Raw genomic sequence first — 18811 nt, 5'->3', positions numbered from 1 at the left:
GAATGAGCGAGATTTCCTGCAAACTCCTGATCATCGGCGGCGGCCCCGGCGGCTATGTATGCGGCATCCGGGCAGGCCAGCTTGGCATTGATACGGTGCTGGTGGAAAAGACACGACTGGGCGGCACGTGCCTCAATGTGGGCTGCATCCCGTCCAAGGCACTGATCCACGCAGCTGATGAATTCCACCGCCTTTCCGTCTTTGCATCGAAGGGCGCGCTCGGCATTACGGCGCAGAATCCGGCTATCGACTTTGCCAGAACGCTTGAATGGAAAGACGGCATTGTGAGCCGCCTTAATGGCGGTGTGGCTGGTCTCCTGAAACGGTCACGCGTGCGCATGTTCCATGGACAGGCACGCTTTCTCGACGGGAAAACCGTTCTGGTCGAAACCGATACCGGCCGCCAGACGATCCATGCCGAAAACATCGTTATCGCAACCGGCTCCGTTCCGGTTGAAATTCAGGCGCTGCCATTTGGCGGAAAAGTCATTTCGTCCACTGAAGCGCTGTCGCTGGAAAAGGTGCCGGAAAAGCTGGCTATCGTCGGTGGCGGCTATATCGGGCTGGAAATCGGCACGGCCTTTGCCAAGCTTGGCGCGAAAGTCACTGTGGTGGAAGCCACTGACCGCATCCTGCCGCAATATGATGCCGAGCTGACGCGTCCGGTCATGGCGCGTTTGAAGGCGCTCGGCGTCGAAGTCCTGACCAGCACTTCAGCCAAGGGACTATCGAAGGATGAGGCAGGGCTTGAAGTCCTGACTGCCGACGGCGCTACGAAGACCATCGAGGCCGACAAGATCCTCGTCACTGTGGGCCGCAAGCCGCAGACCGACGGTTGGGGTCTCAGTGAAATTCGTCTCGATATGGATGGACGTTTCATCCGTATCGACGAGCGCTGCCGCACTTCCATGCGCGGTGTCTATGCCATTGGTGACGTGACCGGCGAGCCAATGCTTGCGCATCGTGCCATGGCACAGGGCGAGATGGTGGCGGAAATCATCGCAGGCGGCAATCAGCTTTGGGACAAACGCTGTATCCCCGCCGTCTGCTTCACCGATCCGGAAATCGTTACGGTCGGGCTATCGCCGGATGAGGTGCGCAAGACCGGTCATGAGATTCAGGTGGGCATTTTCCCGTTTCAGGCCAATGGCCGGGCAATGACGATCGAGCGTGAAGACGGCTTGATCCGTGTCGTTGCACGTGCGGATAATCACCTCATCCTCGGTATTCAGGCTGTTGGCGTCGGCATATCCGAGCTTTCATCATCCTTCGCGCAGGCGGTGGAGATGGGGGCAAGACTGGAAGACATCGCCGGTACGATCCACGCACATCCGACATTGAGCGAAGGCTTTGCCGAAGCCAGCATGAAAGCGCTCGGCCACGCGTTGCACATCTAGCTCTTCAACTTACGCTCGTGCCGCCAGAGGAAAATGGCGGCACCGGCAACCATGGCAGCAAGCGCAAACCATGTGATTGCATAGGAAAGATGGCTGTTACGGAATTTCACGACCGTCAGTCCACCAATGGGAAGCGCTCCCGCGCCAGCTGTTGCATCCGCATCGATGAAATAGGGCGCAGCAGATCCCAGATTTTCCTTCCGCGCAAAGGCCGCAACGTCGCGTGAATTCCAGTCATTGCGCGCCGGATCGTTCGGACGCAGGAAGAACCCGTCAGGTTCCGGCATACGCAACAGGCCTGTTACGGTCGTTTCACCAGCAATCTGCGTTTCCTGCCGCGATGACGGATCGCGCTTGTCGCTTGGAACAAAGCCGCGATTGATGAAAGTCAGTGCGCCATCGGATGAACGCATCGGCGTCAGGACCCAATAGCCCGCGCCGCGCTCGGTCAGCGCATGGACCAGCACCTCCTTGTCGTTCAGATAGGTGCCGGTCAGCGTGACGTGACGGTATTCATCGTCTTTCTGGTTGACGTTGGCCCAATCGTCCGGACCCGGCGCTGCAACTGGTTCGGCGTGAACGCGCGCATCGACCCTTGCGATGAGATCGAGCTTCCATTGCAGACGCTCCACCTGCCAGATTCCCAGCCCCATGAAGAGAATGAAGAAGAAGCCCACCAGAATCGTCAATAACCCCAGAAAGATGCCAGACTTCTTATTTTCCGGCTGTCCGTCGGTTTGAGCGGGCGAGGGCATAGCATTTCCTTGATGTCTGGATGAAGAGAGACAATTGCTATCCCTTACCCCAGACGTCACCTTTTAAAAAGGGTAGGGCTGGAACAAGACCGTGATCGACACTGCCGACCAGCAAATATCGGAAAATAAAAAATGCAGCGCCTGCTGCGCTGGGATGCGAGCGACGCTGAAGAAAAACGTGATACGATTAATTAAACTCAGGCTAGTTTATGAATTCTGCGTCTGCGGTGCGAATAGCCACCCTTCGACAGGCGCAATACGTTGCAAACCTGTGTTTTGTCTTCGGAGGGCTTTGGCATCTGCTCGTGAATGCGCAGCAAAATCTGCTGCGTAACTGTACGATCCTTTTCGGTAGCCGCAGGACCGATAATAATGCTCTTCATCGATCATTCTCCCTATCTTCTGGGCGCGAGACCGCTTTCGAGGCTATCTCGACCGATTATCAAGAATGTACGAATGAACTAAGTATTAACCAAATTTTACATCTTGACAAGCGCATTGGCGCAACAGTTTCCAACCCATTGGCAAGGCACAGCAAAAAGCCGAATCGCATGTGCGATCCGGCTTTTTTTAACTTGGATTTAGCAGTGATCAGTCGCGGTTGCCCGTCAGGATCTCGCGCTTGCCGACATGATTGGCAGGGCCGACCAGACCGTCCTTCTCCATACGCTCCACGAGCGAGGCAGCACGGTTATAACCGATACCGAGGCGGCGCTGGATATAGGATGTGGAGCACTTCTTGTCGCGCATCACGACCTTGATGGCCTGTTCATATACGTCGTCACCATCTTCCGAACCCATCGAGGTTGCATCGAAAACTGCTGCTTCCTGCGTTGCGTCTTCGTCTTCCTCGTCTTCCGTGACGGTCGCCAGATAATCCGGACGTCCCTGTTCCTTCAGGTGGTTGACCACTTTTTCGACTTCTTCATCGGAAACGAACGGGCCATGGACACGGACGATGCGTCCGCCGCCTGCCATATGAAGCATGTCGCCCTGACCGAGAAGCTGCTCGGCACCCATTTCACCGAGGATCGTGCGGCTGTCGATCTTCGAGGTGACCTGGAACGAGATGCGGGTCGGGAAGTTTGCCTTGATCGTGCCGGTAATGACATCGACCGAAGGGCGTTGCGTTGCCATGATGAGGTGGATACCGGCGGCGCGGGCCATCTGGGCAAGACGCTGGACAGCACCTTCAATATCCTTGCCAGCAACCATCATCAGGTCGGCCATCTCGTCGATGATGACCACGATGTACGGCATGGGCGTCAGGTCGAGCTCTTCCTGAATATAGGTCGCTTCACCCGTTTCCTTGTCGAAGCCGGATTGCACCGTGCACATCACGGTTTCGCCCTTGCCCTTGGCCGAGGCGGCGCGGGCATTAAAGCCTTCGATGTTACGCACGCCAAGGCGGGCCATCTTGCGATAGCGTTCTTCCATCTCGCGCACGGCCCATTTCAAAGCGACGACGGCCTTTTTCGGATCGGTAACAACCGGGGTCAGCAGATGTGGAATACCGTCATAGATGGACAGTTCCAGCATCTTCGGATCGACCATGATCAGGCGGCATTCTTCCGGCTTGAAACGGTAGAGCAGCGACAGGATCATCGTGTTGATGGCGACCGACTTACCTGAGCCGGTGGTGCCTGCCACCAGAAGGTGAGGCATCTTGGCCAGTTCAGCGATGATCGGCTCGCCACCAATACCCTTGCCGAGGCAAAGCGGCAGACGGTAGTTCGATGCCTCAAAGGTACGGCTATCGATCATTTCACGCAGGTAAACGGTTTCGCGATTGGCATTCGGCAGTTCGATGCCGATGACATTGCGGCCGGGAACCACAGCCACGCGGGCGGAAAGCGCCGACATGGAGCGGGCGATATCATCGGCAAGGCCGATGACGCGCGAGGACTTGACGCCAGGCGCCGGTTCAAACTCGTAGAGCGTAACGACCGGACCAGGGCGAACATGAATGATCTCGCCGCGCACGCCGAAATCCTCCAGCACGCTTTCAAGCAATCCCGCGCTGCGTTCCAGCATTTCCTGCGTGATGACATTTCCGTCCTGTTCGGGCGGCATCTGCAAGAGGTCTCGCGGCGGAAATTCATAGCTGCCGTGAATGACAGGCGCTTCGGCACGGGGGAGGGGCTGCGGCTGGTACAATGCAATCGAAGGCGCTGCCTTGACCGGGGCGGGCTTTTCGACGACCGGCTCTGGAACCACTACTTCCTCGACGACATGTTCTTCCGCTTCCGCAACGGTGAGCACGACTTCGTCCTCGGTGGCTTCGCCAACAACTTCGGGTGCGATCTCAGGCGTAGCCACAATCGGCTGCGGCGCGGGCGTTTCGATCCGAACAGTGGCAACAGGTTTCGGTGCAACTGTTTCAACTGGCGCAAGGGCAGCCGGTGTCTCTACGACTGGCTGAATCGGGGCGACTGCAGCTGGCTCCGGTTGCTTGTTCCATTCGCGAATACGGAACTGTGCCAGAATGGATTCAACGGTCGGCAAAGGCTTGCGCGGTTCTGCTGGAACAGCAGAAACCAGAGGCTCCGCAGGCACAAGTGCCGTATCGATGTCGCAACCTTCCCAGAAAGCGAAGTCTGAAAGATAGGTGAAGGCCGATGGCTGGGCCGGATTTACAATGTCAGCCGCGACCGGTTCAACCGCAACTGGGGCTACTTCCAGAGCGGGCTCTGCAGGAGCTGCAACAACTGTCACAGGAACCAAAGGCATTGCAGGCGGCACCGGTGCTATTGGCGAGCGAACCATGCTCTGCGATACGGTCTTCTGCAATTTTGCGACAGCCATAGGCTGGGCTTCGGCAACCTTCTCGACACTGATCTCTGGCGCAGATTCAGTTTGAGTGCGCTCATTGATGCTCGGGAGTTCCTCGCCGCGACGACGCAAAAGCTCAACTTCTGGCGTGCGGGTAAAACGAACATTCGCACCGAGCGAAAAATGGATTTTCCAGGCATCGTCACTGGCGGGATTTTGACTGCCCGCCTGACCGCTAGGCTGCTTCGGGTCCTGAGCGTTCTCTGCACGATTTCCTGTAGACTGGGGGAAATTTTCTCTCAAATTACGCATGATACCTGAACCATAGATACTGTCGCCTGAATGAGCCCAAGTAATAAAAAATGAAGGTTAACAACCCCCTTCCGAAACGACCCAAAAGACAGAAATTTCTTGCGGGACATATATCCTCATGCATAGCCTCCCAAAGGCTATATTACCTTCGGTTGCATATATAAAATCAACAATATCAATCTAATAAAGATATTTCTTATATTGATTTATGCGCAATGCAACAATCAAGGGTAGTTTCCGCTGCCTGTTAATTCTGCAGCCGTGAACGGCATCCGGCGGCAGAGAGCCGTCAAGTCAGAGACTCACCGATCAGTCCCGTGCGAGGGCGACGACCGGATCGAGTTTGGAGGCGTTGCGAGCCGGAATAAAGCCGAATCCGATGCCGATCAGGCTCGAGCAGACAAGCGCAACCACGATGGAGGCGGGAGAATAGATGAGCTGGAACATCGAACTGAACTGCGCAAACAGCAGGCCGAATCCGGCAGCGATGAGAACACCAAGCACGCCGCCAATCAGACAGACGAGAATCGCCTCGATCAGGAACTGCTGCAAGATATCGCTCTGGCGTGCGCCAATGGCCATGCGGACACCGATCTCGTTGATTCTTTCCGATACGGCGACAAGCATGATGTTCATGACACCGATGCCGCCGACAAAAAGCGATATGCCTGCAATGCTGGACACGAGAAGGGCAAGCGTCGCTGTGGTGGCCTGAATGGTCTTTTGCAGGCTGTCGGTATTGAAGACTGAGAAGTCCTTCTCGCCATGCCGTTTGGTCAGGAAAGCCGTAATCAGTTTTTCGGCTTCCGACGGGTCCATTGTGTCGGCGACGCGAACGAGGATCATCTGCAATGAACGTGAGCCGGTCATGCGTGTCTGCACAGTCGTGTAGGGCAGGTAGACTTCAAGCGTTTGCGCGCCACCCGGTCCGCGTTCCTCGGCCTTGACGACACCGACGATGCGCACTGGCACTTTGTTCAAAAGGATGATCTTGCCGATGACAGAGCCTACTTCATGGGGAAAGAGTGTCGTCTTGGCTGTTTCATCAACCACGGCCACCTGTTCCAGATCATCGACATTGCGCTGATCGAAAAACCGGCCTTCGAGCAACTTACTGTTGCGTGTGACGAAATATTCCGCACCCACACCGTTCACCGAAACGCTGACTTCCTTGTCGCCGACACGGATCGTTGAGCTTGTCGAACCGGATGGCGTCGCAGCCACCACATAGGGCAGTTTCGCGATCTCCTTGGCATCGTCCAGATTGAGCGTCGTGATCTGCGCGGCTTTCAGGTCGCCAAATCCCCTGCCGGGACTGATGTAAAGCGTATTGGTGCCAAGATCGCTGATCCGCTCTAGAATCTGCCGCTGTGACCCTTGTCCCAGGGCCACGACGCAGACGACAGATGCCGTGCCGATAATGATGCCGAGCATCGTCAGAAACGTGCGCAGCCGATGCGCATTCATCGACCGGAGCGCCATCGCGAATGCCTCGTTGAAGCGGTCGCGAAGCCCGGCGAGCAGTCTTGGCTTGGCCTGCTGCTGCTCAACCGGCACAGACATCACTCGCCGCTCGGTCTCACCGTTACGTGTGTCGGAGATGATTTCGCCATCGCGAATTTCTATGATGCGCTGCGCCCGCGCTGCAACCTGCCGGTCATGCGTGACGATGACGATGGTGCGTCCTTCGCGGTTCAGTTCCTGAAGGATACCAAGGACTTCCTCGCCACTATGGCTGTCGAGCGCACCCGTGGGCTCGTCCGCCAGAATAACATCAGCATCGTTGATAAGGGCGCGAGCGATGGAAACGCGCTGCTGCTGGCCCCCGGAAAGCTGGCTGGGCCGGTGATGGGTGCGTTCACCCATACCAAGCCGCTGAAGGATCATTTCAGCCTTTTCGCGCCGTTCCGCCTTTTTCTGACCTGCGTAGATGGCCGGGATCTCGACATTGCCTACGGCGTCCAGTTCACCAAGCAGATGATAGCGCTGAAAAATGAAACCGAAATGCTCACGCCGCAATTGTGCCAGCTCATCAGCTTCAAGCTCCGACGTAGCGCGACCGGAAATCAGATATTCGCCTTCCGACGGACGATCCAGACAGCCGAGAATATTCATCAGCGTGGATTTGCCCGAACCCGACGCGCCAATGATCGCCACCATCTCTCCGCGCTCGATGGTCAGGTTCACATGGTTCAGAACCGTCGTGAAGTCGTCACCCGACGGATATTGTCGGGAAACGCCCTTGAGCGAGAGAAGCGGCGTATCGCTCATGTCAGAAACTGTCCGGGGCAGGAGCAGTAACCTGATTATCGGTCACGACCTTATCCCCCTCGTTCAGACCCGAACGGATTTCGGTGTTGACCTTGTCGGTAATGCCAGTTTCGACCGTGCGTTCTTCGATCTTGTTGGCGCTTGTCACCACGCGAACCGTGGCCTTGCCCGGTTCACTCGTGTCCTTGAGAGCGGTCACAGGCGCAATCAAGGCGTCTTTTGCCTTCGCAAGCAGAATATGAACTTCGGTCGTCATGTAGGTTCTGAGCAGCCCATCCGGATTGGGAACGCTGAAAATACCCTTGTAGTAAATGGCCGAGGCAGTCGCCGAGCTCGATGCGCTCACAGCCGTTGTCGTGAAGCTTTTGTCACTGACGATAGAATCCGGAGCCGGTTCAATCTTTTCCAGCGTCGCGTCATAACGCTTCAGGTTTTGTCCCGATATGGTGAAATAAAGCGGCATTCCTTCGCGAACCTGAGTAACATCCGCTTCCGAAATGTCCGCCTCGACGGTCATCGTGTCGAGCTGTCCGAGAATAGCGATCGTCGGCGCGCTTTGCTGCGCGTTAACGGTCTGGCCTTCCTGAACCACCGTCGCAAGGATCGTGCCGTCAATGGGCGCTGTGATGCGAGTATAAGCGAGATTGGTTTCGGCGATCTGGACGTCGACTTTCGCCGCCGCAATCGCCGCTTCGCTGTTGGCGACCTGTGCTTCCTTCGACTTTACGGTGCTGACCGCCTTGTCGTAATCCGCACGTGCAACGGCATTCTTGCCGATCATCATCTGGTTTCGCGCCAGATCCTGCCTGGCCAGCTCCAGATCGGCAAGGTTCTGTGCACGGGTGGCTTCGTTCTGGCGAAGCGATGCCTGGGCCTTGTTCAGCTCGTTCTGCTGATTGGTCGAGTCAATCAGGGCAACGACTTCGCCGGCCTTTATCTGCTGGCCCGGTTTGACTTTGAGCGAGAGAATGCGGCCTGTCGCCTGCGCACCGATGGCAACCAGGTTTTTAGGCCGCAAAGTACCCGTTGCAAGAACCGAACTTTCGATCTCACCGCGCTTGATTTCAGTCGTGGCGGGCAGAGGTTCTTCTTTCGTGAGGGAGCGGACGACAAAATAGCCCACGATCAGCAATGCGATGAGGATGGCCAGCCACAGGCGCCAGCGAAAACGGCGTTTCGACTTGGGTTTCATAGTGGTCTCTTATCGGTTGTCAGCGGAGGAAGCGGCGGGGTCTTGACGATACGCGGACCTGTATAGCCGTCAACGACTTCAGGTTTCGCAACATCAATGATGCCGTTCCAGCCACCACCCAGTGCTTTCTGCAGGGCGACATAATTCAGGACCAGATCGGTCCGGGCCTGACTAAGGTTGGTTTCTGCGCTCAGAAGGTCGCGCTGCGCCGTCAGCACATCAACGAAGCTCTTCGTGCCAGCTCTATATTGTTCCAGCGTCAGCTCGTTGATCTTGCGGCTGTTGCCAACGATTTTCTGTAGCTGCGCGGTGCGCAAACGGTTCTGGTTGAGCGATACGCTGGCATTCTCGACTTCGCTGAGCGCCGTCAGGATGGACTTCCGATAGGCGATAAACGACTGGTCGCGTGCCGCTTTCGCCGCGTCGACATCCGCACTCAGCTGGCCGCCATGGAAGATCGGTACGCTCAAACTTGGACCGAAAGCCCAGCTGATTGTCGACAGTTTTCCAAGGTCACCGAAATTGGCGCCGCCGGTGTTGATGTTACCGGTGAGCGAAATGCTTGGATAGAGCAGGGCCTGCTTCTGGCCGATGCTGGCAGTTGAACTTGCATAATCGCGTTCCGCTGCGCGGACATCCGGGCGGCTGAGCAGCAAATCGGCAGGCAGGCCGGCTGAAATTTTGCGTGGGATCGCGGGTATCGGACGTGATTTGTCCAGAACGCTCGCCAGTGCCGAAGAAGACCGGCCCGTCAACACAGATAACTGATTGAGATATTGGGCGTAGCTGATCCGCAGACCCGGTATCTGGGCTTCAGTCGAAGCTGCCTGTGTCTCGGCGCTCAAAAGATCGACCTGCGAGATTTGTCCGGCTTCCAGCTGGCTGCGTGTCAGTGCTACGGTCTGCCGCTGGGACGCCGCATTGCGCTGCGCAATGGCAATATTGGCCTGCGCACCGCGCAAGTTTGCATAGTTGGTTGCGATGTCGCCGATCAGCGTAACGAGCGCTGCCCGCAATTGCTCATTTGCGGATTCGACATTGTAGTAGGCTGCTTCCACACCGCGCCTGTTGCCGCCGAAAAGATCGAGTTCCCATTGGGTTTTAAAACCCATGCTCGACTGATTGGAGGCAAGAGTAGTTCCACTGTCAGATCGCGTGAAGCTTCCGCTTCCATCCAACTGCGGATAAAGCGCGCCACCGGCCGAGGTGTAATTGGCGCGGGTCTGCCGCACCTTCGCCTTTGCAGTAGCAACATCCGGGCTACCGGCAATTCCGTCCGCTATCAGCTGATCCAGAACCGGGTCTTTCAGGTTTTTCCACCAATCACCCAATTGAGGGGCACGCTTGTCAGCCTTGCTGTTCCAACCAGCAGGCGTCAGCACATTTGGCTTCTGATAGTCAGGACCAACGGTGACGCATGCCGCCAGCAATGGCAGGATACTTCCCAGTACAGTCAGGCGAACAAACGATGTCGTCAAAAAATTGGTCCTGAAATTTCAGCGCTGTCATCGATTCGGCATATGACTGCCCCGAAAACGAAGCGCCCTTATACCGGCAACGGTTGTGCCTAAGCAGCCCAAACTCGTGGGAGCGTGCCATGGGTCGCGCCGAGTCGCGGTTTTGCAGCATATTGCCATCCTTCGACTTCGACCATTAGGGAATGATCGAAGCCAAATGTGGCAATACACAGAAAATATCAGGATTTGATGTAGACCCCGTCAGAGGTTGTCGGGCCTAATCTTTGTTGCTTTCCAGCCAGTCGGCCAGCGAGCGACGGTTTGCGGCGCGTCCGCGCATAGGTTCAGCCATGCACATGGAGTTGAGGACGGCTTCTTCCGTGCATTCAACTGCCGCGCGAAACAGCGTATCGATACGGTTTTCGTTGAGCACCGCGATTTCAACCATATCACGCGTTTCATCATGGTCGAATGTCACAGCCGTTGAAAAGCCGATGGCGATATCACCGCTTCCGTGGCCCCAGAATGCACCGAGGCGTGCCAGTCCCGCGCCACAGCGGCGGGTCACGCGCTTCAACTGGCGGTGTTCCATCGGAACATCTGTCGCCAGCACCAGAATGACTGAACCTTTTTCCGGCTGTGCTTCGGCCTTCGGCGAAGGCCTGCGCCCGTCCGGAAGAACCAGATCACCGGCGCGGCCAAAATTGGTCAGCGCCAGAACACCGAGGTGATGCACCTTGCCGTCAAGTTCGAACCGGCGCGAGGATGTGCCGATGCCACCCTTGAAACCGAAACAGCTCATGCCGGTTCCTGCACCGACATTGCCTTCACCAACGTCCGTTCCCGCAATCTGCAAGGCTTCCTGCGCATCCGCTTCCGTGACGGCCATGGCCTGAATGTCGTTGAGCGGACCGTCATTGCATTCCAGAACGACCGGATTGACGGTCGCCGTGGTGCGCCCGATATCGGGATTGCCTGCAATCGCCTCTCGGATCAATGCATTGGCGCAGGTTCCGACGCCAAATGTATTGGTGAGCAGGATCGGCGTTTCCAGCGTGCCCAGTTCCTCAACCTGCACGAGACCAGTGCTTTTGCCAAAACCATTGATGACATCGCAAGCGGCCAGCACCTTGCGGCGATATATGTTGCCGTCATGCGGGATGATTGCTGTCACGCCGGTATTGATATCGCCGTTGCGCAAGGTGTGGTGCCCCACGCGCACGCCCGGCACATCGGTGATGGCGTTGTTTTCGCCCGGCTGCATGATGCCGCAGATGATGCCGTAGTCGCGTGCCTTGCCTGTCATGGTTATTTCCGTGTGCTGGCCTCGATAATGCGCATGAGGAAAGCCCACAGCAGCGGGCCTTCCTCTAGGATTCTATCGTTTTGCAGAAAACAGGTCTTGTTCGCAACCTTGCAGGCAAAACCCGTTCGTTAGTTACGGCTGAAGTACCGGCTCAGATCCCGTGCGAGCCATATCCATGTAGATCTCCTGCAAACGGCGGGTGATCGGCCCCGGCTTGCCGTCGGAAATCGTATGATCCTGAATGCCGATGATTGGCGTCACGAAGCTTGATGCGCTCGTGAGAAATGCTTCCTTGGCGGCCTTCGCCTCATCGACCGTGAACAGGCGCTCTTCAATGCGAAGGTGCTGTTCTTCCGCGATCTTGATCACGGCGCGACGCGTGCAGCCAGGGAGGATAGCGTGCGAATTCGGCCGCGTTACCAGCACATTGTCATTGGTGATGATGAATGCCGTCGATGAACCGCCTTCGGTAACGAAGCCGTCTTCAACCAGCCAGACTTCATGGTAGCCCTTGCTCTTGGCCTGTTTCTTTGCCAGCACCTGCGCCAGAAGCATGACGGTCTTGATGTCGCGGCGCGCCCAGCGCGTATCCGGTGCAACATCCACCCTTACGCCATTCTGGACCGACGGCGAACTGGCGAGGTTCTTGGCCTGCGTGAACATGACGAAATTCGGCTTGATGTCGTCGGTATAGACGAAATCGCGTTCGGCTTCGCCGCGCGTCACCTGCATATAGACGACGCCTTCATGCAGTTCATTGCGCTTCATCAGCTCGATCTGTGCGGCGCGAATGGCGTCCAGCGAAGCAGGCAACGGAATTCCGAGTTCCCTGACGGAGCGCTCCAGACGGGCGAGGTGAAGTTCGTTGTCAACAAGGCGGCCATCGATGACAGCACTGACTTCGTAAATACCGTCACCAAACAGAAAGCCGCGATCGAACACCGACACTTTCGCCTCGTTCTCAGCAACGAAAGCGCCGTTCAAATAAATTACCCTGGCCAAAACACGTCCTCGGACATCTATGTGATTGATTGTGCGCACCCCGAAAAACGTGAAGCGGTTTTCGGAACAGATGCGCGTTTAACAGTTTTGCCGGACGGTATGGAAAAAGCTTGGGAGCTGCCAATGCTATGTTTTGCAATCACTATGCAGAAATTGCATAAGGGGTAAGGCAGCAGGAAAAAGGTCTCGTTCGAGCCGAACCAAACATACTGCCCTATTGCCATACTGCCTTATTGCCCTTTGCTGGAAAGGCCCCGACCCAATGGAACTGAAATGGCTGGAAGACTTCATCGCGCTGGCGGCAACGTCCAGTTTCTCGCGCGCGGCGGATACCCGGCATGTGACGCAATCCGCGTTTTCCCGTCGCATCAAGCAGCTTGAACTCTGGCTTGGCGTTACTCTCGTCAATCGCGCGACTTTTCCTGCAGAGCTTACTCGTGAGGGACGAACTTTTCTGCCGGTCGCGCAGGATACCGTTCGCCAGTTCTACAACACACGCAAGGCACTGCAGCCGAGCCGCGAGGTCCAAAACCCCGTCCTCACATTTTCAGCCTTGCACACGCTGACAGTCACATTCTTTCCGCACTGGCTGAAGCAGATCGATGACGATGTTGGCAGCATACGCTCTCTGCTCAGTCCGGATCGGGGTGGTTTCGAGGACAATATCGCGACGCTGACGGAAGGAGAGGTTCATTTCTTCCTGACCTATGCGCACAATTCCGTGCCGATCCTGATCGACCGCACACAGTTTCCGTACATCGTACTCGGCACGGAACGGCTGATGCCGGTCTCGCGCCCGTCTCCGACAGGCCCGATCCTCGATCATGCCGTTGCCAGCGGAGCGCCATTGCCATATCTGAGCTATGGTGACTTTTCCTTCTTTGGCGCTGCCCTGTCGCAGAAATTTGCATCCGGTACCGCGTTCAAGCGTCAGGTGGTTCACGAAAACACCATGTCGATCGGTCTGAAGGCCATGGCGCTTGCAGGCTGGGGGATGGCCTGGCTGCCCGAAAGCCTCATCTATGACGAACTGCAACGCGGCGAGCTAGTGCCAGCCTCAACTGATCCCTATTGGGATTTCACGGTCGAGGTCCGTATCTATCGTCACGATGCGGCACTTCCGGCCCATGCCGAGAGCTTCTGGGAATATTTGCAGGCAAAAGATCGGGCAATATCTGAAAAGGGCGATTGACAGCAGCCCATCGTCGGCGCTGTAAAAGGCAGCATATCTTCAGCCGGTAGCAGGGGACACGTCGCGGCATGAAAGTTACCATCGAACAGACGCTCGATCAGGCGGGTACGGGCGCATTTCAGCGCGGTCTTCTGGGTGTGTTTGGCCTTGTCTGGGCCGCCGACGCCATGCAGGTGCTGGCGGTCGGCTTTACTGGTGCTGCCATTGCAAAGACTTTTGGCCTGACCGTCCCACAGGCATTGCAGACCGGCACGCTGTTCTTTCTCGGCATGCTGATCGGTGCAGCTGTGTTCGGAAGACTGGCGGATAAATACGGTCGCCGTCGCGTGCTTCTGATCACTGTCGCCTGCGATGCCGTTTTCGGACTGCTTTCGGCATTTGCGCCGAGTTTCGGTATTTTGCTCTTCCTGCGCTTCATGACGGGCGTGGCAGTCGGCGGAACATTGCCGGTCGACTATGCGATGATGGCCGAATTCCTTCCCGCCAAAAATCGCGGCCGTTGGCTCGTCATGCTCGAAGGTTTCTGGGCGGTCGGCACCGTTATCATTGCCCTTGCGGCATGGGCCACCAGCCTTGCAGGCGTAGAAGATGGATGGCGCTATATCTTCATCGTCACTGCTGCACCGGCGCTCATCGGCATCTGGCTGCGCCTCTGGGTGCCGGAATCCCCAATGCATCTTCTGAAATCGGGACGTCCGGAAGAAGCCAAATCGGTCATGAACCGCGTGCTTCGCCGTAATGGCAAACCGGAGTTGCCGCCGAAGGCCCGGCTAGAAGCGCCCCTTATGGTGACAGGCGAAAAGCTTCTGTCGCCAAATCTGCGCCAGCGCACGCTGACGACGCTGGCAATCTGGTTTCTCGTTTCGGTGTCCTATTACGGTATTTTCACCTGGATACCGGCCAAGCTTGCCGGTGATGGTTTTGGCTTCGTCCGCGGCTACGGCTTCCTTGTCGTGGTTGCACTGGCTCAATTGCCGGGCTACGCACTCGCCGCCTATGGCGTGGAAGCGTGGGGACGCAAGAAGACGCTGATCACCTTTCTGTTCATCAGCGCTGCGGCCTGTGCTCTCTTTACAGTGGCCAACAGTTCAGCGGTTGTCGGTGCATCCATTCTCATCATGAGCTTTGCCCTGCTTGGCACATGGGGCGCGCTCTATGCCTTCACACCGGAGCTTTATCCGACGGGATTGCGCGCAAGCGGAATGGGAGCGGCGGGCGCGATGGCTCGCCTTGGCGGCTTGCTTGCGCCGTCCGCGCTGGCACTCGTCATCAGCCAGAGCTTCTATGTCGCCGTGGCACTGTTTGCGGGACTTCTGGCGCTGGCCGGTATTATCGCCTTTTTCATCGATGTGGAGACACGGCAGAAAGCGTTGAACTAGAACATGTCTCCCAAAAGTGGGAACCGTTTTTGGGATAAAGACATGTTAGGAAAAGCAGCCCGGAGATCATTTTATTTCCGGGCATATTATATATTGTTTCAGTAATTTATGCCGTATTCCTAATCCATTGCTTTCGGTAAGCAGCGTAGACTTCATCGCCCGGTCTGAAAATCCTGCCGTGTTTCTCCGGAACCGTTGCACCTGCGAGCAATCCGGCACCAAGCGACGTGCCGGTCGATCCTGATACAGCTTCGACGTCTCGTCCCGTAAAATTCGCCAGCGCTTCAAGATAGACCGGGTTTCCGGCAAACGGCCCTTCGACGATAACCGGTCCATCGGCACCCAGCAGGTGGAGACAGGTTTCCGTCATCAGCGCCGCATAGATGCAGGCGGCTACATAGCGCTCTGCCTCGCTGGCCATGTCAGCATTGATCCAGCGAAGATTGGACCTCGGATAGGGACCGCAACCGGGCACGGCTGACGGCAGCGCCATGATGTGCTGCGCCAGAACCTTTGCTGCAATATCGGGCTGGTCGATGACCGGGGGGACGGTCAGTCCTTCCGTCATGATATCGAATTCGCGCCCGCCCATGTAACGGGCGGATGGAACAGCACGGCCATAGGCATCGACATTGGCAAGCGTGTCGCGTTCCGGGTCAAGCCCATCTAAATTACCGCCAACGGCGAAACTGACTACCCACGTCCCGGTCGAGACGACCGAGAACGGGCCCTCCCGCTCCATCAGATGCGCGAGTAGCGATGCATTGGAATCGTGAATGCCGCAATGAACCGGCACGGCTTTGCAAAAACCGACCTCTGTTGCAATCTCGGGCAGAACCTCGTCAAGCGTATCGAAGGCAGACCGAAGCGGCGGGAATTTTGCGCGAATGTCCAGCCGGTCGACAAGTGGTGAGAAGGCGGTTTCCTTCGGCAACCACAGATCCGTATGACAGCCGAGCGATGTCACTTCCGTAGCGGCGACACCGGTCAAGCGCCAAGCCCAATATTGTGGATAGGTGAATATGAAATGCGCCCGCGCAAAATCGGCGGGAAATACCGTCTTCAGATAATGAAGCTGCGCACCGAGATTAAGGCCGAGCGACAGCGGTGGCGAGAATGTATCTTTGAAGTCCGGCTTTATGGCCGCATAGGCCGCGCGGATTTCAGCCGGATAGTCGAGTTCATAGTCGAGAACAGGCATGGCCAGCGTGCCATCATCTGCGACGAGAACCGCCGCCGCGCCATGCGTGGTGATGGAAATGGCGTCGAAGCCCGGCTCTTTGACAAAAGCGGCAAGGCTTTTCAGGAAAAAGCGCCACAGAGCCTCGATGTCATAATGTGGATAGGGGCCATCGCACAGCACCGTATTGGAGATGCGGTTTGCGACGATTTCTTCGCCGCTTGCCGCATCAAGCACAACGACTTTAGCGTTTGTTTTGCCTATATCCAGAATGGCAATGCGCTTCATGGCATGTGAAACACTGGCTTGAGGTCCACGGAAACCGGCGAATTATCGGCATTCGTTGCCATGATATCCGCCATATGCGCCCACCACTTTTTCATCACCGGATGATCAGGCAGGGCGGCCATGCCGTGATTGGGCTTACGTATCAGTACGCCGAACAGGATATTGGTCTCTTCATCGAGATAGATCGCGTAATCCGACACGCCTGCCTCGTGCAGAAGGTCCACCAGTTCCGGCCATATCTCGTCATGCCGGCGGCGGTATTCCGCTTCCATGCCAGGATTGAGCTTCATGCGAAATGCATAGCGTTCGCCAGTCATGCTGCACGCCTCGTTTTGAACTGCCGGATGAGGATCGGCAGTGAAATGGTGACGATCAGCAGGAGGCCGATGAAGATCGACATGACGATGCCCGGTACATTGAGAAGCCCAAGCCCAAAGGTCACGAGACCCATCACGAAAGCGGCAATCACCACGCCGACAATTGTGCCCGAACCGCCGAGGATCGACACGCCGCCCAGCACGACCATGGTGACGATTTCCAGTTCCCAGCCTTGTGCAATGGATGGGCGTGTCGAGCCAAGGCGCGAGGTCAGGCAGACGGCGGCGATACCGCTCATCACGCCGGTCAATAAGAAGAGCACGAATTTGGTTTTCTCGACCGGAATGCCGGAGAAGCGGGCTGCGAATTCATTATTGCCGATGGCATAGACGCGGCGACCGAAGCTGGTGGCATGCAGCAGTATGCCAAACAGCACGGCAAACAGAACGAACAGTGCGAATTCGAAAGAGATCACCCAGAACACATAGCCCTGTCCGAAATAGGCAAAGCTTGCCGGGTAGCCGCCAAAGGCCTGATCGCCCAGGACAATATAGGAAATACCGCGGAAAAGGCTCATCGTGCCGATGGTCACGACGATGGATGGCAGTTTCAGCCCGGCCACCAGTCCGCCATTGATCGCGCCACAGACAAGACCGGTGCCGATGCCGATCATCACGAGGCCGGGTGTGCCGACACCTGCCTGCGCCGCTGCCCCCATCGCCGTCGAGGCGAGCGCAATGATTGCGGCGACTGAAAGATCGATTTCGCCGGAAATAATGAGAAGCGTCATCGCAAAGGCGATCAATGCCTTTTCGGTGAAATTGAACGTGGCGTCCGACAGGTTCCAGGCATTGAGGAAGTAGGGCGAGGCAAAGGAATTCGCGATGAAGATCGCAATCGCCACGCCAAGCAAAAGCATTTCCCAGCTTGCGAAGATGCGGGAGAATGGCGTTCCGAGCCGGTCGGGGATATGACGGCGCTGTTCATTATTCATGCCGCAACCTCCTCGTAAGTTTTTGCAGCCTTGTCGCGCAGGATGATGCGTCCGCGCCGCTTTTCCTGTCGTGCATTGAAGATCACGGCCAAGATGATAACGGAGCCGGAAATCGCCATCTGCCAGAAGGGCGATATGTCAATGACGGGGAGGGCGTTCTTGATGACGCCGAGGAACAGGGCGCCAAGAACCGCACCGGCAACAGAGCCTATCCCGCCAAGTGTCGAGATACCGCCAATGACGCAGGCCGCAACGCTGTCGAGTTCGAAACCGGCTGCAACATCCACATAGGCGACGGCATAGCGCGACACCCAGAGATAGCCGCAAAGCCCGGCGAGCGCACCCGACAGCACGAAGGCGAAGAAGCGCGTGCGGCCGACGTCGATCCCGGTATAGACGGCTGCGGTCGGATTACCGCCGGAGGCATAAAGGGCGCGACCGAAGAATGTCCGCGTCAGCAGCACATAGACGAGCGCGACGATCAGGATTGCTGTCCAGCCGAGGAGCGGCAGGCCAAGAAAGGGCGTGCGCGGCGTGTTGAGAAACGGCGCCGTCATCTGATGCGCATTCACCCATGCGCCGCCGGAGAGCACAAAGGCCATACCGCGATAGATGGTGAGCGTGCCAAGTGTCACGACAATCGCCGGAATGTTAAGCTTCCAGACCAGAATGCCATTGATGGCGCCCAGAACCGCGCCGATGCCAATTGCCAGCACAATGAGAAACACGAGCGGCAGGCCCGGATAGGTCGCATTCAGCATCGCCACTGCCATGCCGGTAAAGGCGAGGTTGGCGGCGACCGACAGATCAATCGACTTGGTCAGGATCACGGCCATCTGGCCAAGCGCGACAATGATGAGGATGGACGTGTCGTTGAAAATATTTGCCAGATTATGCGCGCTGGCAAAACCCGGAGCGCGGCTTGCGAACAGCCCCACCAGAATAGCGATGATGACAAGAAGCAGGAGTTCGCGCTGCTTGAGCAACTGTTTCATC

General features: G+C 56.9%; 14 protein-coding genes and 2 pseudogenes. 3 read left to right on the top strand and 13 right to left on the bottom strand.

The window, feature by feature from the left end; all coding sequences use genetic code 11:
* The first annotated feature begins 2 nt into the window (after positions 1–2).
* Positions 3–1397, top strand: a complete 1395-nt coding sequence (lpdA, locus tag FG152_RS13840) for a dihydrolipoyl dehydrogenase (protein WP_010658752.1) — start codon at positions 3–5, stop codon at positions 1395–1397.
* Here lpdA and FG152_RS13835 read toward each other — a convergent pair.
* The 9 genes and pseudogenes from FG152_RS13835 to FG152_RS13795 form a co-directional block, all read right to left on the bottom strand.
* Positions 1394–2152 carry an SURF1 family protein gene (locus tag FG152_RS13835; protein WP_010658753.1) on the bottom strand — a complete coding sequence of 253 codons (759 nt, stop codon included), beginning with the start codon at positions 2150–2152 and terminating at the stop codon, positions 1394–1396. The two genes, lpdA and FG152_RS13835, sit on opposite strands and share 4 nt — an antisense overlap.
* A gap of 197 nt (positions 2153–2349) precedes the next feature.
* Positions 2350–2535 carry a hypothetical protein gene (locus tag FG152_RS13830; protein WP_010658754.1) on the bottom strand — a complete coding sequence of 62 codons (186 nt, stop codon included), beginning with the start codon at positions 2533–2535 and terminating at the stop codon, positions 2350–2352.
* A gap of 208 nt (positions 2536–2743) precedes the next feature.
* Positions 2744–4768 (bottom strand): annotated as a pseudogene (locus FG152_RS13825) (DNA translocase FtsK); the annotation flags it as partial.
* Between the two features lie 107 nt (positions 4769–4875).
* Positions 4876–5236, bottom strand: a pseudogene (locus FG152_RS13820) (DNA translocase FtsK); the annotation flags it as partial.
* Between the two features lie 309 nt (positions 5237–5545).
* A complete protein-coding gene (locus tag FG152_RS13815) occupies positions 5546–7507 on the bottom strand; it encodes a MacB family efflux pump subunit (protein WP_010658756.1) in 1962 nt (653 codons plus the stop codon).
* Between the two features lies 1 nt (position 7508).
* Positions 7509–8699 (bottom strand): efflux RND transporter periplasmic adaptor subunit, encoded by a 1191-nt coding sequence (locus FG152_RS13810; RefSeq protein WP_010658757.1) that lies wholly within the window; start codon positions 8697–8699, stop codon positions 7509–7511.
* Positions 8696–10177, bottom strand: a complete 1482-nt coding sequence (locus FG152_RS13805; RefSeq protein WP_122241941.1) for an efflux transporter outer membrane subunit — start codon at positions 10175–10177, stop codon at positions 8696–8698. The genes FG152_RS13810 and FG152_RS13805 overlap by 4 nt, the downstream gene beginning before the upstream one ends.
* 256 nt (positions 10178–10433) lie before the next feature.
* Positions 10434–11462 carry a DmpA family aminopeptidase gene (locus FG152_RS13800; protein ID WP_151576592.1) on the bottom strand — a complete coding sequence of 343 codons (1029 nt, stop codon included), beginning with the start codon at positions 11460–11462 and terminating at the stop codon, positions 10434–10436.
* A gap of 132 nt (positions 11463–11594) precedes the next feature.
* The gene (locus FG152_RS13795; RefSeq protein ID WP_029375951.1) at positions 11595–12464 is read right to left on the bottom strand and encodes a D-amino-acid transaminase; all 870 of its coding nucleotides are present in this window, start codon (positions 12462–12464) and stop codon (positions 11595–11597) included.
* A gap of 262 nt (positions 12465–12726) precedes the next feature.
* Between FG152_RS13795 and FG152_RS13790 the strand changes: the two genes are divergently transcribed.
* Positions 12727–13656 carry a LysR family transcriptional regulator gene (locus FG152_RS13790; RefSeq protein ID WP_010658761.1) on the top strand — a complete coding sequence of 310 codons (930 nt, stop codon included), beginning with the start codon at positions 12727–12729 and terminating at the stop codon, positions 13654–13656.
* 68 nt (positions 13657–13724) lie between these two features.
* Positions 13725–15035: an MFS transporter gene (locus FG152_RS13785; protein ID WP_010658762.1), complete on the top strand. Its 1311-nt coding sequence runs from the start codon at positions 13725–13727 to the stop codon at positions 15033–15035.
* Between the two features lie 106 nt (positions 15036–15141).
* Here FG152_RS13785 and FG152_RS13780 read toward each other — a convergent pair whose 3' ends face one another.
* From FG152_RS13780 to FG152_RS13765, 4 genes are read right to left on the bottom strand one after another with little or no spacing between them, the layout of a single operon-like run.
* Positions 15142–16503: an FGGY-family carbohydrate kinase gene (locus tag FG152_RS13780; protein WP_010658763.1), complete on the bottom strand. Its 1362-nt coding sequence runs from the start codon at positions 16501–16503 to the stop codon at positions 15142–15144.
* A complete protein-coding gene (gene rhaM, locus FG152_RS13775) occupies positions 16500–16820 on the bottom strand; it encodes an L-rhamnose mutarotase (protein WP_010658764.1) in 321 nt (106 codons plus the stop codon). The genes FG152_RS13780 and rhaM overlap by 4 nt, the downstream gene beginning before the upstream one ends.
* The gene (locus tag FG152_RS13770) at positions 16817–17815 is read right to left on the bottom strand and encodes an ABC transporter permease (RefSeq protein WP_010658765.1); all 999 of its coding nucleotides are present in this window, start codon (positions 17813–17815) and stop codon (positions 16817–16819) included. Before FG152_RS13770 ends, rhaM begins: the two co-directional genes overlap by 4 nt.
* Positions 17812–18810: an ABC transporter permease gene (locus FG152_RS13765; protein WP_010658766.1), complete on the bottom strand. Its 999-nt coding sequence runs from the start codon at positions 18808–18810 to the stop codon at positions 17812–17814. The genes FG152_RS13770 and FG152_RS13765 overlap by 4 nt, the downstream gene beginning before the upstream one ends.
* Position 18811 lies beyond the last annotated feature (1 nt).

The sequence above is a fragment of the Ochrobactrum sp. XJ1 genome (genome assembly GCF_024701725.1).
Classification (GTDB): domain Bacteria; phylum Pseudomonadota; class Alphaproteobacteria; order Rhizobiales; family Rhizobiaceae; genus Brucella; species Brucella anthropi.
The sequence above is the reverse complement of the archived record's forward strand: the minus strand, read 5'-3'. Positions and strand labels throughout refer to the sequence as shown.